At 55.5% G+C, this 25,609-nt stretch carries 28 protein-coding genes and 1 pseudogene; 25 read left to right on the plus strand and 4 right to left on the minus strand.

Translation table 11 applies throughout. The features are described from left to right. The first annotated feature begins 112 nt into the window (after positions 1–112). The 20 genes from AB7933_RS27030 to AB7933_RS27125 all read left to right on the plus strand — a co-directional run bounded on the left by AB7933_RS27030 (position 113) and on the right by AB7933_RS27125 (position 17,791). On the plus strand, positions 113–823 hold the full coding sequence (locus AB7933_RS27030; RefSeq protein ID WP_056791255.1) for a hypothetical protein: 711 nt from the start codon (positions 113–115) through the stop codon (positions 821–823). A 40-nt stretch (positions 824–863) separates the two neighbouring features. Then, on the plus strand, positions 864–1,613 hold the full coding sequence (locus tag AB7933_RS27035; protein ID WP_056791643.1) for a TIGR03759 family integrating conjugative element protein: 750 nt from the start codon (positions 864–866) through the stop codon (positions 1,611–1,613). Further along, the gene (locus tag AB7933_RS27040; RefSeq protein ID WP_056791252.1) at positions 1,598–2,155 is read left to right on the plus strand and encodes a lytic transglycosylase; all 558 of its coding nucleotides are present in this window, start codon (positions 1,598–1,600) and stop codon (positions 2,153–2,155) included. The genes AB7933_RS27035 and AB7933_RS27040 overlap by 16 nt, the downstream gene beginning before the upstream one ends. Further along, positions 2,152–2,655, plus strand: a complete 504-nt coding sequence (locus AB7933_RS27045) for an integrating conjugative element protein (RefSeq protein WP_073451690.1) — start codon at positions 2,152–2,154, stop codon at positions 2,653–2,655. Before AB7933_RS27040 ends, AB7933_RS27045 begins: the two co-directional genes overlap by 4 nt. 264 nt (positions 2,656–2,919) lie before the next feature. Continuing rightward, positions 2,920–5,154 (plus strand): type IV conjugative transfer system coupling protein TraD, encoded by a 2,235-nt coding sequence (gene traD / locus AB7933_RS27050; RefSeq protein WP_056791246.1) that lies wholly within the window; start codon positions 2,920–2,922, stop codon positions 5,152–5,154. Positions 5,155–5,171: 17 nt separating this feature from the next. Beyond that, positions 5,172–5,927: a TIGR03747 family integrating conjugative element membrane protein gene (locus AB7933_RS27055; protein ID WP_056791243.1), complete on the plus strand. Its 756-nt coding sequence runs from the start codon at positions 5,172–5,174 to the stop codon at positions 5,925–5,927. Between the two features lie 9 nt (positions 5,928–5,936). Then, the gene (locus AB7933_RS27060) at positions 5,937–7,442 is read left to right on the plus strand and encodes a UvrD-helicase domain-containing protein (protein ID WP_056791239.1); all 1,506 of its coding nucleotides are present in this window, start codon (positions 5,937–5,939) and stop codon (positions 7,440–7,442) included. Positions 7,443–7,606: 164 nt separating this feature from the next. Further along, on the plus strand, positions 7,607–7,921 hold the full coding sequence (locus tag AB7933_RS27065) for a hypothetical protein (RefSeq protein ID WP_056791236.1): 315 nt from the start codon (positions 7,607–7,609) through the stop codon (positions 7,919–7,921). 163 nt (positions 7,922–8,084) lie between these two features. Next, positions 8,085–8,384 carry an RAQPRD family integrative conjugative element protein gene (locus AB7933_RS27070; protein ID WP_232925741.1) on the plus strand — a complete coding sequence of 100 codons (300 nt, stop codon included), beginning with the start codon at positions 8,085–8,087 and terminating at the stop codon, positions 8,382–8,384. Then, a complete protein-coding gene (locus tag AB7933_RS27075; protein ID WP_056791233.1) occupies positions 8,381–8,620 on the plus strand; it encodes a TIGR03758 family integrating conjugative element protein in 240 nt (79 codons plus the stop codon). Before AB7933_RS27070 ends, AB7933_RS27075 begins: the two co-directional genes overlap by 4 nt. A gap of 17 nt (positions 8,621–8,637) precedes the next feature. Continuing rightward, positions 8,638–8,976, plus strand: a complete 339-nt coding sequence (locus AB7933_RS27080; RefSeq protein WP_056791230.1) for a TIGR03745 family integrating conjugative element membrane protein — start codon at positions 8,638–8,640, stop codon at positions 8,974–8,976. Between the two features lie 12 nt (positions 8,977–8,988). Continuing rightward, positions 8,989–9,369 carry a TIGR03750 family conjugal transfer protein gene (locus AB7933_RS27085; protein ID WP_056791228.1) on the plus strand — a complete coding sequence of 127 codons (381 nt, stop codon included), beginning with the start codon at positions 8,989–8,991 and terminating at the stop codon, positions 9,367–9,369. Continuing rightward, positions 9,366–10,019 (plus strand): PFL_4703 family integrating conjugative element protein, encoded by a 654-nt coding sequence (locus AB7933_RS27090; RefSeq protein WP_056791225.1) that lies wholly within the window; start codon positions 9,366–9,368, stop codon positions 10,017–10,019. The genes AB7933_RS27085 and AB7933_RS27090 overlap by 4 nt, the downstream gene beginning before the upstream one ends. Then, positions 10,019–10,912 carry a TIGR03749 family integrating conjugative element protein gene (locus tag AB7933_RS27095; RefSeq protein WP_093235602.1) on the plus strand — a complete coding sequence of 298 codons (894 nt, stop codon included), beginning with the start codon at positions 10,019–10,021 and terminating at the stop codon, positions 10,910–10,912. Before AB7933_RS27090 ends, AB7933_RS27095 begins: the two co-directional genes overlap by 1 nt. Next, complete coding sequence (locus AB7933_RS27100; RefSeq protein WP_056791222.1) at positions 10,902–12,392, plus strand: TIGR03752 family integrating conjugative element protein; 1,491 nt, start codon at positions 10,902–10,904, stop codon at positions 12,390–12,392. Before AB7933_RS27095 ends, AB7933_RS27100 begins: the two co-directional genes overlap by 11 nt. Then, positions 12,370–12,813, plus strand: a complete 444-nt coding sequence (locus AB7933_RS27105; RefSeq protein WP_050513954.1) for a TIGR03751 family conjugal transfer lipoprotein — start codon at positions 12,370–12,372, stop codon at positions 12,811–12,813. Before AB7933_RS27100 ends, AB7933_RS27105 begins: the two co-directional genes overlap by 23 nt. Beyond that, positions 12,813–15,776: a conjugative transfer ATPase gene (locus AB7933_RS27110; protein WP_093235605.1), complete on the plus strand. Its 2,964-nt coding sequence runs from the start codon at positions 12,813–12,815 to the stop codon at positions 15,774–15,776. Before AB7933_RS27105 ends, AB7933_RS27110 begins: the two co-directional genes overlap by 1 nt. Continuing rightward, positions 15,773–16,072 carry a hypothetical protein gene (locus AB7933_RS27115; RefSeq protein WP_093235608.1) on the plus strand — a complete coding sequence of 100 codons (300 nt, stop codon included), beginning with the start codon at positions 15,773–15,775 and terminating at the stop codon, positions 16,070–16,072. Before AB7933_RS27110 ends, AB7933_RS27115 begins: the two co-directional genes overlap by 4 nt. A gap of 38 nt (positions 16,073–16,110) precedes the next feature. Then, positions 16,111–16,704 (plus strand): DsbA family protein, encoded by a 594-nt coding sequence (locus AB7933_RS27120; RefSeq protein ID WP_256335325.1) that lies wholly within the window; start codon positions 16,111–16,113, stop codon positions 16,702–16,704. Between the two features lie 397 nt (positions 16,705–17,101). Next, positions 17,102–17,791 (plus strand): hypothetical protein, encoded by a 690-nt coding sequence (locus tag AB7933_RS27125; RefSeq protein ID WP_052439838.1) that lies wholly within the window; start codon positions 17,102–17,104, stop codon positions 17,789–17,791. 3 nt (positions 17,792–17,794) lie between these two features. On the opposite strand, the gene AB7933_RS27130 is transcribed toward AB7933_RS27125, so the two are convergent. The 3 genes and pseudogenes from AB7933_RS27130 to AB7933_RS27140 form a co-directional block, all read right to left on the minus strand. Continuing rightward, positions 17,795–18,430: an SOS response-associated peptidase gene (locus tag AB7933_RS27130; RefSeq protein ID WP_093235613.1), complete on the minus strand. Its 636-nt coding sequence runs from the start codon at positions 18,428–18,430 to the stop codon at positions 17,795–17,797. Between the two features lie 28 nt (positions 18,431–18,458). Then, positions 18,459–19,727, minus strand: a pseudogene (gene umuC, locus AB7933_RS27135) (translesion error-prone DNA polymerase V subunit UmuC). Then, on the minus strand, positions 19,724–20,158 hold the full coding sequence (locus AB7933_RS27140; protein WP_093235615.1) for a LexA family protein: 435 nt from the start codon (positions 20,156–20,158) through the stop codon (positions 19,724–19,726). Before AB7933_RS27140 ends, umuC begins: the two are co-directional and overlap by 4 nt. Before the next feature lie 249 nt (positions 20,159–20,407). On the opposite strand from AB7933_RS27140, the gene AB7933_RS27145 reads away from it, so the two are divergent. From AB7933_RS27145 to AB7933_RS27165, 5 genes are read left to right on the plus strand one after another with little or no spacing between them, the layout of a single operon-like run. Then, a complete protein-coding gene (locus tag AB7933_RS27145; protein ID WP_093235633.1) occupies positions 20,408–20,788 on the plus strand; it encodes a TIGR03757 family integrating conjugative element protein in 381 nt (126 codons plus the stop codon). Further along, positions 20,785–21,726: a TIGR03756 family integrating conjugative element protein gene (locus tag AB7933_RS27150; protein WP_032905014.1), complete on the plus strand. Its 942-nt coding sequence runs from the start codon at positions 20,785–20,787 to the stop codon at positions 21,724–21,726. The genes AB7933_RS27145 and AB7933_RS27150 overlap by 4 nt, the downstream gene beginning before the upstream one ends. Positions 21,727–21,748: 22 nt before the next feature. Next, complete coding sequence (locus AB7933_RS27155) at positions 21,749–23,107, plus strand: integrating conjugative element protein (protein WP_093235618.1); 1,359 nt, start codon at positions 21,749–21,751, stop codon at positions 23,105–23,107. 11 nt (positions 23,108–23,118) lie between these two features. After that, a complete protein-coding gene (locus AB7933_RS27160; protein ID WP_093235620.1) occupies positions 23,119–23,487 on the plus strand; it encodes a hypothetical protein in 369 nt (122 codons plus the stop codon). Then, positions 23,484–24,998 (plus strand): conjugal transfer protein TraG N-terminal domain-containing protein, encoded by a 1,515-nt coding sequence (locus AB7933_RS27165; RefSeq protein WP_093235623.1) that lies wholly within the window; start codon positions 23,484–23,486, stop codon positions 24,996–24,998. Before AB7933_RS27160 ends, AB7933_RS27165 begins: the two co-directional genes overlap by 4 nt. A 53-nt stretch (positions 24,999–25,051) precedes the next feature. On the opposite strand, the gene AB7933_RS27170 is transcribed toward AB7933_RS27165, so the two are convergent. Further along, positions 25,052–25,405 (minus strand): hypothetical protein, encoded by a 354-nt coding sequence (locus AB7933_RS27170; RefSeq protein WP_143036938.1) that lies wholly within the window; start codon positions 25,403–25,405, stop codon positions 25,052–25,054. Positions 25,406–25,609 lie beyond the last annotated feature (204 nt).

The raw sequence follows: 25,609 nt of genomic DNA on the forward strand, positions 1-25,609 counted from the left end.
CATTGATGTCTTGCTACAACTTTCGAAAACTATGCATCCCGGAAAATCTATTTCCTACTGCACCTAATACGCGGGTTTGAGAGGGTGTCTTCGCTTTTGCGCGAGGACGCTCATGAACCTACCACGCCCTTCTCGAACCACTGTGATACTCAGTCTCTGCCTCATCGCCCTGACGGGCATGTTGGCTTATGAACATCATCAACTGTCCCTACTCAGAATCAGCATGTCTACGACTGCTGATAAAGAATCCCTGGATGCAATGCTGACGCGACTGAGCAAAGTCGATGAACGGCTGGACACTGTGGATGGCAAGCAGTGGGTCAGCAACGATGACTTCCGCTCCGGACAACAAGCGCTGTCAAATCGGATCGATGCCGCACAGGCCTATGCGAAGCAAGCAACCGAATCAGTGCAGGATCTCTCCCGTAATGCCGCGTCTTCTGGTGAGCTAGTGGTGCTCAAGGCAAATGTCGAATCGCTCGATGGCCGTGTTCACGAATTAAGCCAAGCCCAGACCAAGCAACCTGCAGTTCCTCCGTCCAAGCCCAAAGCCGCTGTCCGCAAGCCTCGTCCCGCCCAGAAGCCCAATACCAGTGTTATCACACCACAAGCGCCGCCCTTCACCATCGTCGGTATTGAATACAGGGGCGGTGAGCGTTTTTTGTCTGTAGCACCTCCTGGCAGCACGCAGTTAAACCAGATCTACCTCATCCGACCAGGTGATGCCGTGGCGGGTACGGCCTGGCGCCTTAACGGGCTGGACGGCAAATCCGCACGTTTCGATGTGGCCGGAACGCCGCAAACCATAACCGTCGCGCAATAGGACCTCCTTTATGTATGGCCTTCGAACACTCTCAAAGAAAATGAATGCTTCAAACGCCTCGTTGATTATTGGCTTGGCAGCCATTGTGCTGGCTTATGGTTGCTCAGCTGCTCCAGGGCCTTCAACGTCCATCACCAGTACGCAGAACAGCGAAACCCAGAACTCTTCTCAAGGGACCAGCCAGACAGAACTGGCCCGCGAGTGGGGATTAACACCCCAAGAGTGGAGTCGCTATCGCACCGTCATGGAAGGTCCCCGGGGCATCTATTCACCAGGACTGGATCCTCTGACTGCACTGGGTATCGAAGCTAAATCAGCGGAAGAACGCCGGCGTTACGCTGAACTGCAGGTGCAAGCTGAACGGCAACGTATCGACAAGGAACTGGCTTATCAAAAGGCCTATGACCAAGCCTTCGCTCGCCTATACCCCAACGAAAAAGTCATTCAAATTTCAACAGAGCCGCTGTCTCCTAAAATTTCCGGCGCGACAAATGCTCTAAAAGGCTCAGGTCGATTAGCTGTTTTTGTTCAAGACAGTTGCACCAGTTGTATTGCCCGGGTGAAGGACCTTCAGGCTCAGAAACAACCCTTCGATCTGTACTTCGTGGGCAGCCAAGGTGATGACGAGACCATCCGCCGTTGGGCGATCCTGGCTGGCATCGAGCCAACCAGCGTACGCAGCCGCCAGATAACACTGAATCACGATGCCGGCCGCTGGCTTGGCCTTGGGCTCGGCGGCGAGCTACCTGCTGTGGTGCGCGAGGTGAATGGGCAATGGCAGCGACAGTAGTACGCGCCGTATTGGCTGGCTGTTTTATGTTGGCCGCGGCGTTGGCCAACAGTGCGGAGGTTCCTCCACCGGCCTATCAATTGATTGCCCTGCCTGCCGGCGTTCCGTCCGAGGTGCTCTATTCCGTCGCACTGCAGGAGAGCGGTACGCGACTACGCGGCCAAATAGTGCCCTGGCCATGGACATTGAATGTCGCCGGCGCCGGCTACCGGTTTGCGACCCGAAGCGATGCGTGCAGGGCATTGATGCTTGCGCTTCAAACCGCTGGTCCCAGTCGGGTCGACGTTGGTCTAGGTCAAACCAACATAGGTGCCAATGGCCACCGTTACAGCTCTCCCTGCGAAGGTTTGGATCCCTATAAGAACCTCTCGGTTACCGCCCAGATCCTGGCAGAACAAAAAGCCAAGGGGGGTGACTGGATCACTGCCGCCGGCCGGTACCACCGACCGGCTGGAGGTGAACCTGCCGCACGCTACCGCCGTGCCTTTGCCAAACACCTTAGCCGCGTAACCGGTATCAACCTGATGGCGAACAACCCATGAAGAGAATCTTAAGCTTAATGCTGTTGCTGTGTTCGATCTCGCCCATTGTGGCGAATGCCAGCTCATTGATTGTGGTGGAAGACCGTGGCGGCGTTTCCGCCCTGCCCTACTACCAAGACCTGGTCCCGGAACCTACCGGCCAGTCTGCACCGTTAGAAAACATCGGAGTGCGCGGTCAAGGGTCGTTTCCAGTGCGCTCAGACCGACTGACACCTGGAGAACTACAAGGCCGGGTAATCAATGCCCCGGGTCTGCAACCACTGTTCTTGGTTGGCGACGATGAGCTGTCTAGAAACTGGCTTTCACAACGCCGCGATCAACTGCAGCAACTACACGCAGTCGGAATCGTAGTGAATGTGGCCAGCGCCGAACGCTTTGCCGAGGTGCAGCGTTGGGCGGATGGTCTTCAGATGGTCCCAGCCCCCTCGAATGACCTGGCGCAACGTCTTGGAATCAAGCACTACCCGCTGCTCATCACTGCAACAGCCATTCAGCAATAAGAGGCAAGGATGCCACCACCTCAGTCACTCACCGTGGTGATCAGACAACCGGAAGACCCGCGAACATGCCAGCTCATCTTGGAGCAAGTGAGGTATGTGGTCTGGCTGTATGGCGGTCGTGTGACCTCGACAGAACAAGGTGATGCCATCGCAATGTGCTTGAAATTAGCTGATCGATTGGCTTCACACGAGATATCACAAGTTAGCCAGGAGCTGGACGAACAGTTCCCATTGAAAACCCCCTAGCTATAGAAGGCTCCAACCATGGCTGGTTCTTTCACCATTGAGGCATTGCTTCGTCCTGCCGTCGAGCTTTACACGGTCTGTGTCTGCGCCGCTGCAGCACTGCTCTGTATTTTTGCGCCCTGGGCCTTTGCACTGACTCCCTTATTTGGAGCGGTTTCCGCCTTTGGCTTTTTGATTCTTGGATATGTGCGCCTGAGACAGGCTTTGGTTGTATTGCGGTATCGACGCAATATTCGGCGTCTCCCCCACTACACCATGACCAGCAAGGACATGCCGGTCAGTAATGAACGCCTGTTCATCGGTAAGGGCTTTCGCTGGACTCAGAAACACACCCAGCGGTTGATGGACACCTATCTGCCCAAATACGCCGAGTATGTCGAGCCAACCTCGATCTATTCCCTGGCACGGCGCATCGAGGAGCGGCTGGAGTTCGCCCCCTTTCCACTCAGACTCCTGACCAAAGCCACCTCATGGAACGTAGCGATTAACCCGGTGCGGCCACTGCCGCCAGTGGGTGGATTACCGCGTTTACACGGTATAGAACCCCATGAAATTGACGTTAGCTTGCCGCTGGGTGAACGGGTTGGTCACTCCCTGGTGCTGGGTACGACGCGCGTGGGCAAGACCCGCCTGGCGGAACTGTTTATCACCCAGGACATCAGACGCACCCGTAGCCGAAGCCGGTCTCGGCGCCGCGTTCAGATGGGTCGACGCGTTCAGCCAGTCCATCGTAGCCAGCGCACAGCGGCACAAAACGAAGAGATGAACCTTGATCGGGAGGTGGTGATTGTCTTCGATCCTAAAGGCGATGCCGACCTTCTCAAACGCATGTACATCGAATGCATGCGTGCCGGCCGACTGGACGAATTTTATGTGTTCCACCTGGGTTGGCCTGACTACTCTGCACGCTACAACGCCGTGGGCCGCTTTGGCCGTATTTCCGAAGTGGCGACCCGAATAGCGGGTCAGCTATCAGGAGAAGGTAACTCAGCAGCGTTCCGTGAGTTCGCTTGGCGGTTCGTCAACATCATCGCACGTGCCTTGGTGGCCCTCGGCCGTCGGCCAGACTACGAGCAGATCCTCAAGCACGTGACCAACATCGATGCGCTTTTCATCGAGTATGCACAGAAGCACTTTGCCGAACATGATCCTAAAGCCTGGCAGACCATTGTCGAGCTTGAGGGCAAGATCGATCGCAAGAACCTCAGTTTCGCCATGAAGGACCGTCCACTGCGTGTAGTGGCCTTGGACATGTACTTGACTCAGAAGCGCATATCGGACCCTGTAATGGAGGGTCTGCGATCAGCAGTGCGCTATGACAAAACCTACTTCGACAAAATCGTTGCCAGCCTGCTGCCGCTGCTGGAGAAACTGACCACAGGACGCATTGCTGAGCTGCTATCGCCTGACTACATGGACCTTGAGGATCCGCGGCCCATCTTCGACTGGATGCAGGTAATACGTAAACGAGCGGTGGTCTACGTGGGACTGGATGCATTGTCGGATACCGAAGTGGCTGCGGCCGTTGGGAACTCCATGTTCAGCGACCTGGTGTCAGTCGCAGGTCACATCTACAAGTTCGGTATCGACGACGGTTTGCCCGGCGCCTCCGGCGCCAAGGTGGCGATTAACGTGCATGCCGATGAGTTTAACGAACTCATGGGCGAAGAATTTATACCAATGATCAACAAAGGCGGCGGCGCCGGCATGCAGGTCACAGCCTATACCCAGACCATGAGCGACATTGAAGCCAAGATCGGTAACCGGGCCAAAGCTGGCCAGGTCATCGGTAACTTCAACAACTTATTTATGTTGCGTGTGCGCGAGACCGCCACTGCCGAGCTGCTGACCAATCAATTACCCAAGGTTCAGGTGTTTACCAGCACACCGGCTAGCAGCGCCAACGATGCAATCAACGGCAAGACGGCCTTCACCTCCAACACCCACGACCAGATCCAAAGCGTCAGCGTGCCAATGATCGAGCCGGCGCATGTGGTTGCTCTGCCCAAGGGACAATGCTTTGCCCTGATCGAAGGCGGCAACCTCTGGAAAATCCGTATGCCGTTGCCGGCAAGTGATCCCGACGAGGTGATGCCTAAGGATCTGCAGGCCCTGGTTGAAGGAATGCGTAAAGGATCAGGAACCAACAGCGAATGGTGGCAAGCGCCGGGATATCAGTCACTAAGCGAATCGCTACCCGAAGACCTGGTCGACGATTTCCGCCTTATGGCCAACGACGACAAAGTCGCTTAGCGTAAAGGAGCAAAGCGATGGCCGATATCGCGGAAAAAGCCCAGCAACAGCAGGAAGGGCAAAAATCCTTTCTGGGCATGGTGATCTCAGCGCCCTTCCACTTTCTGGGGGTGATGTTCGGCTCACTGCTGGGCGCCATTCTCGTTGAGTGGCTGTGCATGTACGTGTTTTGGCATGATGCTGGATGGAGGCACGCCCAGCAGATGTTTGAGCATGAACTAGGCTGGCTGTCCCAGGACTTGTTACATAGCGTTGTCATCAAAGAACCGGGGCGCACCGCAACCTGGCTGGCAAAAACGACCTATGATTGGCTGATGGTAAAAAGCGGCCTGCAAGACAGCATTAACTCATTGACCCAATACGCTCGCTCCACGTCGCCGCAGCACGCCGGCATGTTCGACCTGCGCTACGAACTCGGTCGGGTCATGATCAAGTTCCAGGATTACGGCTTGGCCATGCTTTATACCGTGCTCACCTTTTGCGTACGAATGGTCATCCTGACACTGACAATCCCACTGTTTGCACTGGCGGCGTTTACGGGCCTGGTGGATGGCCTGGTGCGACGTGATCTACGCAAGTTCGGCTCCGGCCGTGAGTCGAGCTACCTGTATCACAAAGCACGCGGAACCATTATTCCGCTGGCCATCGTGCCATGGACAATTTACCTGGCTATCCCGATCAGCGTCAGCCCCCTGCTTATTTTGCTGCCGTGCGCGTTGTTATTGGGCGTATCGGTTTACATCACTGTCTCCAGTTTCAAAAAATACCTCTAGGAGCTGCCCATGCAGTGGACACAAGAACAGCAGCCCATCGTCGATTCAACAGCAGAGAAGCTACTGGTCCAAGCCTTCGCCGGCACAGGCAAAACCACAACACTGGTTGGTTATGCCACCCACCACGCCTCGGTGAAAATGCTTTATCTCTGCTACAACAAACCCGTCGAGCTCGCAGCCAAGGGACGCTTTCCTCGCAATGTGGTCTGCAAGACGGCGCATGGCCTGGCCTACGCGGTCTATGGCAGCCAGTACGCCGCCAAACAGACCAATAACTTACGCCTTACCGATATCGCCAGGGCCATCAACACGCAGGACTGGGAGCTGGTACGAGATGTACTGAGTACGCTGAACAACTTCATGGCCAGCGCCGATAACGAACTCGGCCGCGGACACTTTCCAAGGTTTCAGGGACAACGAATGCTCACCAGCGCGCAGGAACGATTTCTGGACAATGCGCTGGCTGTTGCGAAAGCGATCTGGAACCGGATGATCGACCTCCAAGACACGGGAATGTCTATCACCCACGATGGATATTTAAAGCTGTATCAGTTGAGTAAACCTGACCTGAGCCAGCGGTTTAAGGCGATTTTGCTCGATGAAGGTCAAGACGTGAACCCGGTCATTGCCGACTTGGTAAGGATACAGCGCATCTGCAAAGTAACCGTCGGCGACCCTCACCAGCAGATTTACCGTTTCCGTGGTGCCGAAGACGCTCTCAACAGCGATTGGATGGCCGATGCAGAGCGTCACTACCTGACCCAGAGCTTTCGCTTCGGTCCAGCAGTCGCGCATGTGGCTAACATCATACTTTTTTACAAGGGTGAAACTCGAAAGCTGCAAGGGTTAGGCCCCAAAACCCAGGTTAAACGTGCGCTTCCTGAAGACCTACCGCATCGCACATACATCCATCGCACGGTTACCGGCGTCATAGAGAACGCGCTTAGCTTGGTAGCGAGCAATCCAAAGATCTATTGGGTAGGTGGCATCGACAGTTATTCATTGCGCGACCTGGAAGACTTGTATCTGTTCAGCCGCAACCAAAACCAAGCCGTGCAAAACCGTAAGTTGCTGCGCGATTACCGGGACTTCTCGCAATACGTTGAAATTGCCGAGGTGAGCCAAGACACAGAGATGCTGCGATCGATCAAGATCATCGCTGCCTATCCCGATCTGCCTCAGCGCATCCAGACACTGCGCGCTCGGTCAGTAGACAACGAGTTGGATGCCACAATCACACTGACGACAGGGCATAAAGCCAAAGGGTTAGAGTGGGACTTTGTCAGCCTGTATGACGACTTTAGCGCTGACCCTCTGTCCCCCGATATCGATCAGGGGCGTAAAGACGATGAGCTAAATTTACTGTATGTGGCCGTGACGCGTGCAATGAAAATTTTGGCGCTGAACTCGATGGTTTTGTCCATCATGCAGCGCTATGTTGACGCTAGAACACCCAGCACCTCACAACTGATGGATAACAGAATAAACAGTGACAATTCGGTGTCGAGCAGCTAAAAATGTTTGGCCCGTCCGCTCTTGGACTGATACCGATCACCCTGGATCAAGATGTCGGACGGGCACCTACCATAGAAAATGTACAGGGTTCTAAATCTCATTTCTTATTGGCATGACCTGGTGTTTTCGAAAATCTGGCGGCTCCACACACCGAGAGCATCGCCATGAGCCACCGGGCATTTGAATACCATACCGAATTCGCTCCTCTGTACTACCTCGTCCGAACCAAAAAGCTCCTCATGTTCAAGTCCGAAGAACCAACCACCGATCCAGACATTCAAGGATTTCTCCAGGATCCTAACCATCAACAGCGCCTTGTCCAGCTAGGCCGAGAAGGTTGGGAACTGATCAGCGTTCAACCCGTGGTCAGAGGTGAGGTCAAAGTCGGCAATCAAAATGCTCAAGGCTGGGCCTATGGCATCGCTTTACCGACGGGCTACCTGCTGTTCTTCAAACGCACTATTCAAAGCGATTGCTAGGCCCGCTATGGCCTGAAGAAATCCTTGCGCCCCTGAATATGGTTTTCTTGCGGCGACCATAAATAGATCACGGCAAGCTGACGGCAACAGGAATGACTTGAGCCCAGCCGTGATCCAGACACTGCGTTCCACCGCACGTACTCGCCGACTTGCCCTAACAGGTTTGATCGTACTTTCAGGATTCGGCCTGCCTATCTCCCATGCAGCGGCCGCTTCTGCTTCCGAGCAGGCGAACCTGGACGTGATGATCCGCCAGTTGAACGCCCTGGAAGACACCGCACGTCGCAGCGCACAAATTGCTGATGAGCCGGGTAAACGCTACTTCTTCGATTACCAGCGCCTGGCGGGCGACATCGCCCGAATCCGCCATGGCTTGGAGGGCTACCTGACGCCAAGCCGAGCCCAACCTCGCGATCCAGCCGAGCTTTCGGGCCAATACACCACCGAAGGTCGCAAGCCATGAGCATGAACGGTACTCAGGCGTCCGCCTTTCAAGCGGCGAGTGGCTTCCCGGCCTCGTCGAGCTACCTATTTTTCGTCGGCGTGGCCGTGGCCATCATTTTCGTGTGGGGGGCTTGGGCCGTCTGGAGCTGCTACCGGGGATGGGCCACAGGCAACCTTGACCGGACGATTGCTTCGACCTCTTTGGTTCGCATCCTGCTGCTTTGCATGATCCTCACAGCCTTTGTTCTCAGTTGATTTATTGGAGATTCGTTATGACTTTGCATCAACAAACGCGCCGCTTGCTGATCGGCATTATTGCACTTCCACAGTTGGCCATGGCTGCCCTCCCTCAATCTCAGCCGCCCACACGCGGCGAAGGCTCTAACCTGATGCAAACCATGCAGAACTACGCCTTTGATGGTTTTTCTCTGCTCGGTCTGATCATCTGCGCCGTCATTTTCAGCGGGGTAGCGTGGCATGCCTTCGGCACCTATCACGAAATTCAACTCGGCAAGAAGAAATGGGGCGATCTCGGTGCCACGGCCGCTGTTGGTGTGGCCATCTTGGGTGTCGCCATTTTTCTGATCACCAAGGCAACTAACATTCTTTAACGAGCCTTGGCCATGACAGAACTCTCTGACGATGGGACGCTAATTTTCCTACCGGTGCGACTGAACAATCAGCCGGTCATCATGGGCGGCCTCACTGCCGATGAAATGTGGGCAACCCTAGCGATCAGTGCCGGCTCAGGATTGATAATTGGGATTCTGGCAGCAATTTTGACCCATATCTGGGCGCTGATTATCGCCACCGCCATGCTCTTTGCGATCCTTGGGCTGACCCTCTCCAGCCGTTTTTTACGGCGTTGGAAACGCGGCCGACCGGACACCTGGCTCTACCGCCAGATGCAACTGAGCATTGCACGATATCTTCCTACCTGGAACAAGGCCCACCTGATCACACGCACGGGTGCGTGGACCTGCCGTAGAACGGGGGCTCAATGACTTATCGAAAAAAAGTGGACGCCCAACTGTCCCATATCAACAGCCTGCGCCTGGTCATTGGCCTGCTGATCGCCCTGGGGCTGTACATGGCCTATGGCTGGCAGAGCGCACCGCGTGACCTGACTGTTCATGTACCTCCAGATCTACGTTCAGGTAGCACCCGTAAGTGGTGGGATATTCCACCGGAGACGGTATACGCCTTCGGGCTGTACATTTTTCAGCAGATGAACCGTTGGCCCGTTGACGGTGAAACCGACTACGAGGACAACATTACCCGCTTGGAAAGCTACCTGACGCCCAGTTGCAAAGCTTATCTGCAAAAAGACTTCGAACTGCGCCGCAACAGTGGGGAGTTGCGCAAACGCGAGCGCGGTGTATTCGAGATTCCTGGCCGAGGAATTGACGATAAATCAGAACAACATATTGAGCAGCACAGCATCAACGACTGGACGGTCAACTTGGATATCACCGCTGACGAGCACTACGGCGGAGAACGCGTGAAACGGGCACTAGCGCGTTATCCGCTGCACATCATCCGATACGACATTGATCCCGAGAAGAATCCTTTTGGACTCGCCTGGGACTGCTACAGCAGTAACCCTCAGCGCATCGAAGTCTCCGCAGAACCTGCCCGGTCGGGAGGCAAGTGATGATGCGTCGACTGCTGATTATCGGGTTGCTCATGCTCAACTTCTTCGGCATGGCCAACGCCGTCGAGATCTTACGCTGGGACCGAATTCCACTGGCACTGCCCTTGATCGCCGGCCAGGAACGCATTGTTTTTGTCGACCAAAATGTTCGAGTGGGTCTGCCCCGGAATTTGGTTGATAAGCTGCGCGTCCAGAGCACCGGTGGCGCACTGTACCTTCTGGCCAAAGAACCCATACCTCCGACTCGCCTGCAGCTCCAAAATATGAGCAGTGGCGAAATCATGTTGGTGGATATCATCGCTACAGAAGGTAAACCAAATCAGGCCGCGGCCGAGCCTGTAAAAATTGTTTCCGGAGAAGGTCCCTTGCCTCGTTACGGGCAGGCTAGCTCAAAGCCGACGAGCAGCCGCGCTCCGGCCCCCACGTCGGAGCCCAACGTTCAAGACGAGGATCCGCCGACTCCGCGCCGTGAGACGCCTCTGCCTGTGGTCATGACGCGCTATGCCGCGCAGATTCTCTATGCCCCTCTACGCACCGTTGAACCCGTGGATGGTATCGCCCAGGTCAATCTTAAGCGGGGCCTTAACCTCACCACTTTGCTCCCGACGTTGCCGGTCGAGGCCTCTGCATTAGGAGCATGGCGGTTAGACGACTACTGGGTGACGGCAGTGAAACTGCGCAACACCAGCACTCAGCACCTTGCACTGGATCCTCGGGAGCTGATGGGAGACTTCATCACGGCGACGTTTCAGCACCCTTACCTCGGCAACAAGGGTGATGCAAGTGACACCACAACGGTCTATCTGGTGACACGCGGCCATGGCTTGGCCGAATCGTTACTGCCGGCGGCCGTCAGCCAGATCGATCCGAAAGGAGGTCGCCGTGAAGAGTAATCCCCTGGTCAAATTCCTAGTCATCCCTTTCGCGATCCTGGCGTTATTTGTGGTGGTCAAACTATTCAGTAAGGACAGTTCTGAGAAACAGACTCAGGCTCCAGAAACGCTCGTGCTCAGTACGGGTGAAGCTAAAAAGCTTGGCGTTGACGGCGATACCCCCGGCGACACGCTTCGCACCATCGTCGTGGAAAGCAGACAGCTCAAAGACCAGGTCTCCAATGCGTTGAAGAACAATGATGAGCTGAAGCAACAAAACCTTGATCTACAAAGACGTTTGCAGTCGATCAACGACAATGTTGACAGCAAGCTGCAAAACGCCCAGCAAACAATGAAACAGGAGTCACAACAACAAAGCCAGACCATCCTGGATACGCTGCAGCAGCAATACAACACACTGAGTAACAAAGCTGCGAACGCAGGCTCTTCGAACGCTGATTTGCCGATCGGCTTTGGCATTCAGCCTGGTGATGGGCAGGACTTCAAAGGCGCGCCTGGACCGGATGTCGTCTGGATCGAGCCGCAGGACGCAACCCCTGTCGATATCAATGGAAAGCCCATCGCGGCCGGTTCCAATCAAACCGCCTCGGGATTCAACTTCCCAACCTCATTCGGCGAGTCAGTAGACCGTGGGCAAAATGCTCTGCGTACGGGCGCTCAGAACGTTGCGAGTGAGATCTCGCCACAGGAGGCCCGCAAACAGGTACGCAAGGTCTATACGCTGCCACAGAACTCCACATTGATGGGCTCTGTCGCGATGTCAGCTCTGATTGGCCGCGTGCCCATCGACGGTACAGTCAACGACCCCTACCCCTTCAAAGTGCTGATAGGTCCGGACAACCTCACCGCCAACGGTATCGATTTGCCCGACGTTGCCGGCGCCGTGGCCAGCGGAACAGCGTCCGGCGACTGGACTCTATCTTGCGTACGCGGGCAGATCAAAAGCCTGACTTTTGTCTTTAATGACGGCACGGTACGGACGCTGCCACAGCCACAAGAAGAAACGAATGGCAGTCAGAACAGCAATAACCAGAACAATGGCAACCAGAACACCATTCAGGGAGGTCTGGGCTGGATCAGCGACGCCTACGGTATTCCGTGCATCAGTGGCGATCGTAAAAGCAACGCCTCGCAGTACATCGGTTCCCAGGTACTGATTACCGCGGCCGGCGCCGGCGCTGCCTCCCTCATCAAATCTGATGGAAACAGCAGTTCATTTATAAATCCGCAGTCCGGGACCATCGGTTCTGTTGGCGGCTCGGGGAGTGATGCCATGGGCAAGATCATCGGCCAAGGCGTCAATGATGTCTCCAGTTGGGTGAACAAGCTCTACGGGCAAGCCTTCGCGGCAGTGTACGTGCAGCCCGGGGCGAAGGTCGCGGTGCACTTGGATCAGCAACTGACCATCGATTACGAACTCCAAGGCCGCAAGGTCAACTATCGCTCAGGAGCCCGTCATGCCTCGACTTCGCTTGACTAACTGCGGCCTCAAATTAGGTGCATACATCGTCATCTCACTCATTGCCTCGGGCTGCTCTACGAGCAAGGACGAACTACTCCCCCATGGCGACAACACGATGATGGATGTTTGGGATCAAGGTGCCAGTGGTTCAGGCAATAGCACGAGTAACCGTCAGTTGCTCGATGCACGACAGGATCTGCGTAGGCCTTTGCAACCTACCCAGACTGGGACCCTGGACGACACTGCCAAATTCACCCGCACAGCCCAAAACGAGATCTACAGCCAGTTTAAGCGCCTGCCCAATCCGGACCTGGTCATGTATGTCTTTCCCCATCTAGCGGGCTCAGACCCTGCACCAATTCCGGGGTACACAACAGTATTTCCACTGTACCAGCGCGTGCAATACGCCATGCCCGGTGAACGCACGGAGGCCTATTAATGAGGTTTTTTGAGCGGTTTAAAACACGACGTAGCTCAGACCGAGTCGAGCCGGACCTCGCCTCTAATGCTACCGAGCACGTCGACGTGCAGGCATCAGCGACTGAGTCTTTTGAGGCGGCGACCGAGCGGTATTTCGCACGCTTGGCTGCCATGGGCATTCCGTCGCCGAGTGACTGGCGTAACCCAAAGAAAAAACCAGCGACTACCGCTGACGTCGACCGAATGTACGACGTGAATCCCTCTTTCGTGGATCTTCTACCGTGGGTGGACTATCTGCCGGCGGAAAAAGCCATGCTGCTGGAAGATGGCGTGTCTCGTGCTGCGTTCTTCGAGCTGACACCGATCGGCACCGAAGGTCGAGATCCCGACTGGTTGCGCAAAGCCCGGGATGCCCTGGAAAACGCCCTGCAAGACTCTTTCGATGAGTTGGAGACCTCCCCGTGGGTCGTACAGTTGTACGCTCAGGACGAAACCAGTTGGGACAACTACCTGCAGCACCTGCACGACTACATCCAACCCCGGGCACAGGGCAGTGACTTCACTGAGCTTTACTTGAAGCTGATCAAGCAGCACCTGGAGGCTATTTCCAAGCCAGGCGGGCTATTTGAAGACACCAAGGTCAGCCAACTGCCTTGGAGGGGCCAGCAACGCCGTGTCCGCATTGTCGTCTACCGACGCACTCAGGGGGCACAAGCTGATGTGCGCGGCCAAGCACCTGCCCCCTACTTAAAAATCATCTGTGATCGTTTGGTAGGCGGGCTGGCGAACGCCGGCATTAAAACCCATCGCTTGGACGGTCACGCTATACGTCATTGGTTGATTCACTGGTTCAATCCACGGCCTGACCATCTCGGCCCTGCCGACGCTGATATCCGCCGTTTCTATGAGGTAGTTTGCAAGCAGATGCCGGCAACGGAGGAAGGCGAGTTGCCGCTGGCCAGCGGGACCGACTTTTCGCAAAACCTGTGTTACCGCGAACCGCTGTCGGACACAGAGAAAGGCTTGTGGTACTTCGACGGTCTGCCCCACCGCGTGGTGATGCTCGATCGTCTGCGGGAAGCGCCCAAGACAGGTCACCTGACCGGTGAAACACGTAAGGGTGGTGATGCGCTCAACGCGCTGTTCGACAAAATGCCGGAGGACACCATTCTCTGTATCACCCTCGTGATCACTCCGCAGGACATACTTGAAGGCCACTTGGAGCAGCTTTCACGCAAGGCCGTTGGTGACACCCAAGCGTCAATCCTGACCCGCGAAGACGTCGCTGTCGCCCGCCAGTTGCTTGGTCGCAAGCACAAGCTGTACCGGGGAAGCGTAGCGTTTTACCTACGCGGGAAAGACGACTTGGAGTTACAGGAGCGCAGTTTGCAATTGAGCAGTGCCTTGCTAGGAGCGGGCATGGAACCTGTGGAGCCTCGCGATGAGGTTGCCCCTTTAAACTCGTACCTCAGATGGTTGCCCGGCAATTTTGATCCCAATGAGCGCAAAGCACTTGAGTGGTACGCGCAACTCATGTTCGCTCAACACATTGCGAACCTGGCTCCCGTCTGGGGACGGTCGACCGGAACCGGGCACCCAGGCATCACGCTGTTTAATCGTGGGGGAGCACCGATCACCTTCGATCCGCTGAACAAGCTGGACCGCCAGATGAATGCGCATCTGTTTATCTTCGGCCCTACAGGTTCAGGAAAGTCGGCCAGCGCAACGAATATCCTTAGTCAGATCGTTGCCATCTATCGGCCGCGACTGTTCATCGTTGAGGCCGGCAATAGCTTTGGCCTGCTGGGAGACTTTGCCAAGAAGCTCGGATTGACGGTCAACCGTGTCCGGCTCGCTCCTGGATCTGGGGTTAGCTTAGCGCCCTTCGCCGATGCTGAAAAACTCATTGAGCCGACCGCGAACGTCAAAACGCTCAAGGCTGATGACCTCGAGGCCTCGGACGAACACCTGGCAAGCCAAACCGAAGACGAACAGCGCGACATCCTGGGAGAGATGGAAATTACGGCCAGGCTGATGATCACTGGCGGGGAGGATAAAGAAGATGCGCGCCTTACCCGAGCAGATCGCAGTGCCATCCGCCAATGCATTCTCAATGCAGCACAGAAATGTGTAGCGGAACAACGCATCGTGCTCCCTGAAGACATCCGTGAGGCACTGCGAGAGATGGGGCATGAACCGGGTATCCCAGCCGCTCGAAGCTCACGCTTCCTGGAGATGGCGGAAGCCTTGTCCATGTTCTGCATGGGCACTGAAGGCGAAATGTTCAATCGCCCTGGTACGCCATGGCCCGAAGCAGACATCACTATTGTCGACTTGGCCACGTATGCCCGAGAGGGCTACAGCGCTCAGATGGCCATCGCCTACATTTCGCTGCTCAACACCGTCAATAACATTGCCGAGCGGGATCAATTCAAAGGCCGCCCCTTGATCTTCTTCACCGACGAAGGCCACATCCAGTTGAAGGTTCCGCTGCTGTCCCCCTACTCCGTCAAGATCACCAAAATGTGGCGAAAGCTGGGAGCCTGGTTTTGGATGGCCACTCAAAACGTTGACGACGTACCGCCAGAGGCATCGGCCCTACTCAACATGATCGAGTGGTGGATCTGCCTGAATATGCCGCCTGATGAGGTGGAGAAGATTGCACGCTTTCGTGAACTGACCCCAGCTCAGAAGTCGATGATGCTGTCCGCACGCAAAGAAAGCGGGAAGTTCACCGAGGGCGTAGTGCTGTCCAAAAGCATGGAAATGTTGTTCCGGGTAGTTCCGCCTAGTTTGTACCTGGCCCTGGCCATGACAGAACCGGAAGAGAAGAAGCAACGCTACGACATCATGCAGGCCAAAGGCTGCAACGAGCTCGACGCGGCCATTGAAGTTGCCGCAACGCTAGACCGCTATCGCGGTATCGAACCTCACATCATCACTTTTCCCGAGCAAGTCACGGCCTTGGAGCGCCACGTATGAGAACACTGAATTCCTTGACCCAGAACCTGATTGAAAGTCTGACCCAGTTGCTTGAACAGCCCGGTGAGGATGCTTTACAGGCTTTGGAGGTTTGCGCCCCCGTCCTGATAGAAGAACTGCAACAGGTCTTGATACGTGCAGTGGACCGTCGTGACATCGAGTCCCAGCTTCAAACGGTGTTGGCCAACTGGCTTCGGCAGCACCCGCAACCCGAGAACGCGGAGAGCGCGCTTCTTGAAGCCCTGCGCAAACAAGCGCTGCTGTCATCGAAATCCGCGGCAGAGGCTCAGACCTGATGCGTCTTAGTAGGCGATGGGCAATTCCAGGTCTCGTTTTGGCAGGCGTATCGTTGGTATGCCTTGCCCTCATTAAAAGCGAGGCACAAATACCACAGCACACCGGACCTTGGGTGTTGGGGCCAGCCGATGCTCGCTGGACTGTGACAGAGTTTGCGGATCTTGAATGCCCGTATTGCAAGATCTATACACCGGCTCTGAAAGCCTGGGTTCAGAAGCAGAAGAGCGTGAACTTGCAGTGGCACCATCTGCCACTGGATTTTCACGGTTCGGCCGCGATAAACGAAGCCAAAATCGTCGAGTGCGCTGGAGAGCTGGGTGGCGCGCTGGCATTCTGGCAAGCCGTCGACCAGGTCTTTGAACGAACCCGTAGCAACGGCCTAGGCTTTAATGGTCAGTTGGACGTCAACGACGTTGGTCACCAGGCACTGATGGCCTGTGCTGCAAACAATAAACAGATCTCTCTACGCATCAGTCGGCAGGCAGAAGATGCGATGAAGTCTGGGGTCACAGCGACACCCACTGTGCTGATTAGAGACAACAAAACCGGCAGGTTTCTAAAACTGGAAGGCCCTGCCGATGATGTGATGTTGCTGTCGGCAATTGACTTGTTGATTCAGAAAAATAACTAGTTGCGCACCTTATTTGCCCCATGTACACACGCGGCCGGCAACTGCCACTCATGTGCGAAAGGTGAAATGTTGGTTGTGTCGAGCCCAGGCGATTTAAACGACCGCCCACGCCGGCGTATAGAGTAGAGCGAGCCAACCTGCAGCAGCCTGGTACGGACCAAAGGAACAAGCGCTGCCTTCCATAGTTGACAAGTGCTTCAGGTCGTTTGCCGCATACGATGCAGGACGCAGCAGTTTTTTGTACCACATACACAAAGCCCACCTTTCGGTGGGCTTTGTGTGTACTGTCGTACATCCCTCGGCGAAATCAATCCTGCTGTAGGTTGACTCCTATCCAAGTGGTTAGTGGAACAATAGTATGGCTAAATGACGGCTTCGTCAACTTCGGCCCAATTTCATGTCTTTCACGTCGCCTGATCTTGCCAAGCAGACTGCCCTTTCCATGCCAAGGATGGGCACCTACTTGACCGCTTGCAGCAACAAGCCTTCGCCGCTGAGCGCCGCCATCCACTTATACGCTTGGAACGCAGCGATTTCGGCTGCTTTCATCCATCCTCTTCATTTCTGTGAGGTTGTGGTCCGAAACGCCGTATCTGAAGCTTTGACTGCTACCTATGGCGCTCACTGGCCCTGGAGCCAAGGTTTTTTTCTGAGTTTGCCTGACCCAGGTGGTTCAGCGTTTAAGCCGCGTCAAGCTCTGTTGGCGGCCAGGCAGAAAGCAGAACAAAGCGCTGGTGGTAACCCGCCGTCTGCGGACAAGGCGATTGCCGAAATGAGTTTTGCTTTCTGGGAGTCCATGTTTACTGCGCGTTACGATCACGGGCTCTGGGATAACCATCTTAAGCGCCTGTTCCCACACGCTCCGGCTGCTCTTCCTTATCACAAGCTACGCGCGGAAATTCGAAACGCCTTGGAGGCGACCCGAAAATTTCGCAATCGCATTGCCCACCATGAGCCCATCTTCGCACGCCAACTCGCGCAGGACTACGCGCTGATATATAGGGTCGTCAGATATCGCTGCGACCAGACTGCTGCCTGGATGTCCCAGACTCAGACGGTCAATGCGGTGTTGGCTACCAAACCCTGACGATCACATCGCGACTTTCATCCGGTCTGCCGGGTACTGACGCATGAACTCCATGCTTTCGCCTGCAGGCGCTTTAAGCCAATCGCCGTAAAGTCCCTGGGGCAGGATCACCACCATGCGTTTTTCATCCTCGGGCTTGTGGTAGTTGCGAATGAACGGGTGATCATCCGCATTGATGGTCAGCATGGTGAAGCTGTGAACAGTCTCCCCGGTACCGGGATTGCGCCACTGCTCCCACAGGCCGGCGATGCCCATTATCTCACCGTCTGCCCGCGCAATACGCGTGGCGATCGCCTCTCCTGATCGCCAGTCGGGCTCATAAATGGCTGCGGCCGGGATAATGCAGTGCTGCGCTTTTCGCCAAGCAGTGCGGAACGACGGTTTTTGACTGGCCGTCTCTGATCGGCAGTTGTAGGTGCTGCGCACGATTTTCGTGTCCTTGCTCCAAGTTGGGATCAGCCCAAACGCACCTTGCAGCACTTCCATCGGCGCCGGCGATTCGTCGTCGACGTGCTCCGCACGGCGAATGAAAGGCCCGGTGTAGCCTGGGTACAGGTCCAGCTTGCCCTGTTCAAACGGCTCAACGCCAAATATCTCGGCCACCCGATCCGGCGCCGGTGCCTCATAATGACTGCACATACACACACTCCTTCCAGATCCTGACGCCTCAATTGGCGTTGACCGTCCACAACTGGTCAAGCCGGGTGGTGTAGCTCGGACTCATCAACTCACGGCGCATCGCCCAGGCCGGCGCCGCCGGCACAGCCGCGGCGCGCAGCGTACCGCGTCCCCACCGGTTGTTGATTTCGTCCAGGACGCTCATCACCTTGTCGGCCGCGGCCGGTTGCGTGTGCGCAAACAGATCATCGGTGAACTCACCCGGTTGACGCAGATCCATCAGCAACACTTCGGCCTTGCTGTATCGGAACCCAGGACGGAACAGGCGTTCCACAGCCTGCGTAGCGGCTTTGGTGATCAAACGCACGTCATTGGTGGGGTAAGGCAGTTCAACCAACACGCCGTTAGCGTAACGGGCTTCATCGGGGTTAAACATGCCGGTGCGAATGCTCACGCGGATCTTCTTGCACAGCGAATGCTGGGCCCTGAGCTTTTCCGACGCACGCTGCGCGTAGGTGGCCACCGCCTCTTTGATCGGCTCGATGGTCTCCAGGCGCACGCCGAACATTCTGCTGCAGCAGATCTCCTGCTTGGCCGGTGCGGCCTCTTCCAGGGCCAGGCACGAAGTGCCGGCGAGCTCGCGCACCGTTTTCTCCAGGACAACGCTGAATTTACGCCCGAGCAAGACAGGATCAGCCTTAGCCAGGTCCATGGCGGTGTGAATGCCCAGGGCCTGCATATGCGCCGTCATGCGTCGACCAATACCCCACACCTCTTCCACGGCGGTGTTGCGCAATACCCAGTCGCGTTTGAAGGGGTCGCACAGATCCACGACGCCGCCAGTCTGCGCCTGCAGGCGTTTTGCGGTGTGATTGGCCAGTTTGGCAAGGGTTTTGGTGTGGGCAATGCCCACACCCACCGGAATTCCGGTGTGTTTTAGGACCTTGGCACGGATCTTTCGGCCAAATTCGGTGAGGTCCCCGGGCATGCCGGAGAGGTCGCAAAATATTTCGTCAATCGAATATACGGAGGATTCGCTAACCATAGATTCTATTAATGTCATTACGCGCTCTGATAGCTTACTAAAGCGCGTAATTGCTGCTAAACGCCACGATGCCATGCCGACGCAACACATCCTTGATTTGAAAATACGGGGCTCCCATTTTCACGAATGGCTTGGCGTCATAGCTGCGCGCGATAACTGCTGAGTCGTTGTTAGAGAGAACTACGATTGGCGTGTTGGCTAGGGTCCGGAAGCGATGCAGTCCACCAGTGCGAACACCGGGCCCCCAAAATGCAGCCCACTTTTCACACTCATGTCGAGCGCTCGTGGTCACGCACGCTGTAATTGACCACACCCCAAATCACCAGATCGTCACCTTCCATCACGTATCTGGGCGGAAACTTGGGATTTTCGGCCATCAACACCACTTGGCCATCTCGATGGTGCAAACGCTTGCACACGCACTCGGCATTGAGCGCCGCAATGACGATGTCGCCATGCCGCGCCGTTTTGCTTCTGTCGACGATCACCAGGTCACCGTTGAAAATACCGGCACCCTGCATGCTGTGCCCAGAAATCTTGGCCAGGTACACGTGCGGTGCCCTGATTTCGAACAGCTCATCCAGCGATATCAACCTTTCGAGGTGATCCGCTGCCGGCGATGGAAAACCGGCAGACACCTGGGAGGAATACAGTGGGAGTGATACGCCGCCACTGGCAATGGGACCAAGAAGGGTCACGCTCATAAACCTGGCCTGAACAAATAACTGTATGGATACACAGTTAACTGCGCCGCGGAAGTCGCGTCAATTTGAGCCGACCAAATCCCCTCCGACCTGAATTGAGCCCTGCCGAAAACCCATACTACTCGAACTCCTATTTCTTACTGCACTCAACGCGGCCATCCGGTTTCCTGTACCTGAACTCACTTTAGGTACGGTGCGATGCCCCATATCCATAAGCCTTCCCCCACGACGAAGCATTGGCTTGCTTCCATGGCCTTCACGTTCCTGTCTGCCACAGCACACGCGGAAACGTGGGTCATCACTGATCAGGCACATCCTGTGTCCGTACCTACTGGCGTGCGCATCATTCGTCTCGACGACCAGCAACGCCTCGAAGAGCTGCTGTCTCAACAGCTTCCTAACGATCAACGCCAGGCTGAAGCAACCATTCAACGTTACTTAGCAACCCCAGCCGGCAAACGTCTTCAAAGCGACCTGGTTCAAGCACAGCAGGGCATTACAGATGCCTGGAGTGTGGGGGTTGAAAAAATCCCCGCAGTTGTCATCGACCGCCGCTACGTTGTGTACGGGGAGGCGGACGTGGCAAAAGCCATAGCGCAGATTGATCGAGCTAGGAGCCTGTCACGATGAGACGCTCACGCTTAGCGATCCGCCCACTGTCACTGGCCATCGCCTTCAGCTTGTCCTTCAGCGCATCAGCTGCGATCACTTCGGCCACAATCATTGCTTCGACGCTGTCGCCGACCTGTCTGGAATACAAAGTCGTCGGCATTTGCTATTGGCTGCTCTGCACACCCTTCGGCTGCAAGGTCAAAACTTCGACCAAGGTTCGTCACTACGTCCCGGACGCCGTGGTGTCTGCATACTCAAATACGGGGATGAACCCCTGGATAGAGATGTCGCCTCTCGGCACACCTAACCCGATGGCTCAAGCAGGTAACGATGGCACCACCAACCACGTCGCCGAAAACAACATGATCAAGTTCAAGGAAGCCGACGTGATCGGCCATCCTGGTGGTGCGGCACTGAGTCAGTTCGCCAGCGCCTCTGGCTATGTCTGCAAAGGCGCAACGTTACCACTTGTCCCCTACTTCCTCAGCACCCTGGACCCCATAGCCTGGCGGTACGGCGTACCTGAAGCTGTATACCCCGAGGCGCTTATCCCAGGGATGCGTGAGGTCGGTAGCCTGCTCACTGCAAGCAGCTGGGGGAATGTCTACCCCCGTAGCGGCTTTCTCAACCAGACCGATGACTACAAGACCGGTGCCGTCATTGCACAACGTGCAGGCGATGTGACCACTCGCCTCGGTCAAGTTCACGTCTACCTGCCGATGCTCGCCCTTCCCTATCCAGGTTACTGGCCAGCGGGACCACTGCGCGAAGGTGACGCCTCCACCGGCAAATGGCAGGAACTGACCCCGGTGCTCAATCCCACCTGCGCAACATTTCCTACCATCGGACCCAACATCGATGCCCAGGACGGTGGCTACGCCTGGGCGCTTTGGCGCCCGTATTCGTGCTGCCAACGTCGTGGCCAGACTTTCCTCGGCAGTACGGACTTCCAATGAACTTCAGCGACCGGAGCACTACATGAAACTCACCCCCTTGGCGATCTGCCTCATCTGCTGTTTTAGCAGCGCAGTAGCGCAATCTGCTGACCCAATCAACGTCTCCTCCTCTGGCAGCGTCATTGGTGACGACGTGCTCTACAACATCGGCGGGGGGAACGCCGTGACAATGGGGAGCGCCGGCAACATGGACAGTATTTCCGTCGGCGGTGGCTGGAACAACAATCTGGTCTGCGGAAACATGAGCATGAGCAATACCCTGCAGAACCAGTTGAATGGTGCCACCTCTGGATTCCAGAACATCATGAGCTCGGTGGTACAGAACGCCACCAGCGCCGTCGCCTCGCTGCCAGCCTTGATCCTCCAACGCGCAAATCCAGCGCTGTACAACCTCATCACGAATGGCATCTTGCAGGCTCGATTGGACTTTGACCGGTCCAAAGGCACATGCAGGGCCATTGGCGAAAAAATGGCGGATATCGCCGGCAATCAAATGGGCTGGGGCAAGCTCGCTGAAGGTCAAGCAATGAGCCAGGCGCTGACGTCCAACACGGACGCAGTGTCGGCTGTGGAGCAGGTCGAAAAGAAAGGTGGCAACGATGGCGTCACTTGGGTTGGGGGTGATCGAGCAGGAGGTTCCGGCCAGAAGCCAATCCGCATTGTCGGTGACGTCACCAAAGCGGGTTACAACCTGCTGAACAAACGCGCGGCCGGCGACACCGGCTCGATCAGCAAAGACAACTGCAACAACGGCATGGTCTGCAATGTCTGGTCATCGCCCCAAGAAGCGACCACATTCGCCAATCGCGTGCTGGGAGAACAGCAACAACAAACCTGTGACAGTTGCCCTAAAACGGTGACAGCAGCAGGTGTGGGCCTCACGCCGCTGATCCAGGAAACATACGACACCAAGCTTAAAGCACTACAGGAGCTGCTGACTGGAAGCAAAAGTCTATCGGTCGAAAACCTTGAGGCTGCAAGTAGCAACTCTCTACCCATCACCCGTGGTGTTGTGGCGGCTCTCAAGGATGAGCGAGATCAAGACGTACTCGCTCGCAGACTTGCCTCTGAAGTCGCACTGTCCGACGTACTGGAGAAAGCCTTAACCCTTCAACGCACCTTGATGGCAGGTAGCCGAGAACCAAACGTCGCCGCTAACGACCTGGCTGTTCAGGCAGTCGGTCAACAAAGCTCGTCGCTGCAACAGGAAATCAGCAATCTGAAGATGGAGCTGGACATGCGTCAGCAGCTCGCGAAGAACTCACCACTCACAATCATTGAACGTGGCAAAGCTCGGGCAGAAGACTCTCGCGGGGTGTTTCCAGGAGATCCAGAAACGGATCGCCTGAATCAGTTGCAATCACCTGCCAAGAGCAAATAGTGAGGTAGGCCATGACTGATATTCAAGATCCTGTCACCTTCCCCAACCGCTCGCTGACTCGACGAGTCGGGCGGGGCATTCTATTTGCGCTAGGCACTCTGCTTGTAACTACCGCCCTCGTAGTGCTACTCAGCGCCTTCTTGATGAGCGTGTTCGACAGTGCTGAGCAATGGCAAGCATGGCGTGTCGACAACTACTGGCCGCTCTTCACCTGGCGACTGATGCTTTATATCGCGTTGACGGTTGCCTGGCTCAAGCTCAAGGCTCGTTTGCCACAATCCAGGCGCAAAGGCTTGCTGAAGATCGAGGTCATGGTGGTTTTATTGTTTGTCATGATCGAACTGAGCAAAGCTTTTCTCCCTAGTGGAGGCATCCAATGACGCTCTACACCAATGACTATCTGGAGTACTACCTCACGTTGGTGGGTTGGATCATCAACAACGGCATCTGGGACATGATTTCAGACACCGGCCTGTTCGCTCTGCCCTTCTGCATAATCGTGATTCGAGAATGGCTCAAGGTCCGTGGTGAAGGGGCTGATGAGGGTAACAAAGGCGTTCTGTCACTGGCCCGAATCGAGACCAACATCTATGTTGGCTACGTCGTCGTCGCATTCTTCGCAGTCCCTGCCGTCAATGTGAGCTTCGATACCTTGGCGTTCGATCAAAGTAGAGCCCAGCAATGCCAGTACAACTTACCCAAACCAGCTGACACGGGCTGGAACACGACATTTAGCTCTTTGGCTGGAAAGAGTGCGCAGATGCCAATGTGGTGGGCATTTATGCATGCGTTGTCAAAAGGGTTGACCAGCGGGGCGGTCGCAGCCATCCCTTGCGGGACCGACCTGCGACAAATGCGAATGGACGTAAACAACACCAAGATCAATAACCCATTGCTGGCACAGGAAATCGGCGACTTTACTCATGACTGTTATGGACCTTCACGCGCCCGCCTCTTCATGCGTCAACCAGACATGGGCACGAAAGCCAATGATCCCCAGTTTTTGCAGGATCTTAGTTGGATCGGCTCACACTTCTTGCTGAACACTTCGGGCTACTACGACACGGACTACTCCAAGACACCCAGAACGTCCTGGCCATACAACGCTTCGCGTGATGTGGGGTTGCCACAAGTGAGCGGAGGTGGAGGATATCCAACGTGTAAACAATGGTGGTCCGATAGCGGAGTAGGCTTACGAGATCGTATCAAAGATCAAGTTTCACCTGACCTCATGACAAAAATGCTTGGTTGGGCGAAGTGGCTGTCCCAGGACGAAGTGACCGACTCGCTTGTTCGGCAACTGGTCTCGCCGTCGAACCAGGTGAAAGGAGATGTTTATACAGACTACGGTGGGCAAATAAACGGGACGGTGTGGAATGGCGCAGCTCGCGCAGCCGGCACTCTTGGAGTTGCGCTGGGATCCATGGCCTACTTCCCGGCTATGGACATGGTTCGTCAGGCCTTACCAATGGTTATGGCGTTTTTGAAGATGGCGATGGTGATTTGCATCCCGCTTGTACTGATCGTCGGCGCTTATCAGTTGAAAGTAGCCATGACCATGACAGTGGTTTTTTTTGCGCTGATCTTCGTGGACTTTTGGTTTCAACTGGCACGGTGGGTAGATACAACTATCTTGGACGCCCTGTATGGAGCAGGCTCACCCCATTTGTCATTTGATCCTGTCATGGGATTGAACGCTACGACTCAGGATGCAATCCTGAACTTCGTGATGGGTTCGATGTTTATCATCCTGCCTTTGTTCTGGATAGGTGCACTTGGGTGGGCGGGTATTAGCGCCGGGAATGCGCTGGAGGGTCTATCGAGAGGTACTAATTCTGTAGAAAAAGCTGGGGCCGAGGGTGGTGAGTTTGCTAAAAGCAAAATCAAATAACTCGGACATTACGCTGCTTTTCAGCTTCAGCGTTTCAAATCCTATGAAGATAATTAGTTTAAAAAATTATCTTCATATTTTGCGTGAAACAATGGATTATTTTGATTCCCTAGAGAGTATGGGTCATTGTCATATTCAGATTGGAAGGGCTTATATACATTCGTAGATACCACAGCCGGACGAGGGCCTCCCCCTAAGACAACCGCTAGCAAAATTAGACCAACGGTTAAAGCCGCAATGACGGCATGAGCCAACCATACCCAGGAATATACAGCCAATGCGATTAGGGCAAGACGTTTGACCCACCGTAAAGTGCGGTTCTCGCTGCACCAAACGGCGCGCACCGCACGACCAAGGCTATAGCCCAAGCGGCTTGCAACGGTCTGTGAGGTGTTCACTGTCATCATGCTTCTCCTGGCCAACCTTAAACTGGAGGCGCTTTGACATTATTTATAATCCTGATTTCACGTTGCCGCAAGACCAATGGATAAACGGATGCTCCGTCATGAGTTCGCGGACGCCCTACTCCCACCCACCGCAAAATGGCCCAAAAGGGTAAATGGTCTCTAAAAGCGAATGGAATGGTTCACAAGGGTAAAAGCCCTACCCGA

Origin of the sequence: Pseudomonas gorinensis (assembly GCF_042015035.1) — a bacterium.
Taxonomy (GTDB): Bacteria; Pseudomonadota; Gammaproteobacteria; order Pseudomonadales; family Pseudomonadaceae; genus Aquipseudomonas; species Aquipseudomonas gorinensis.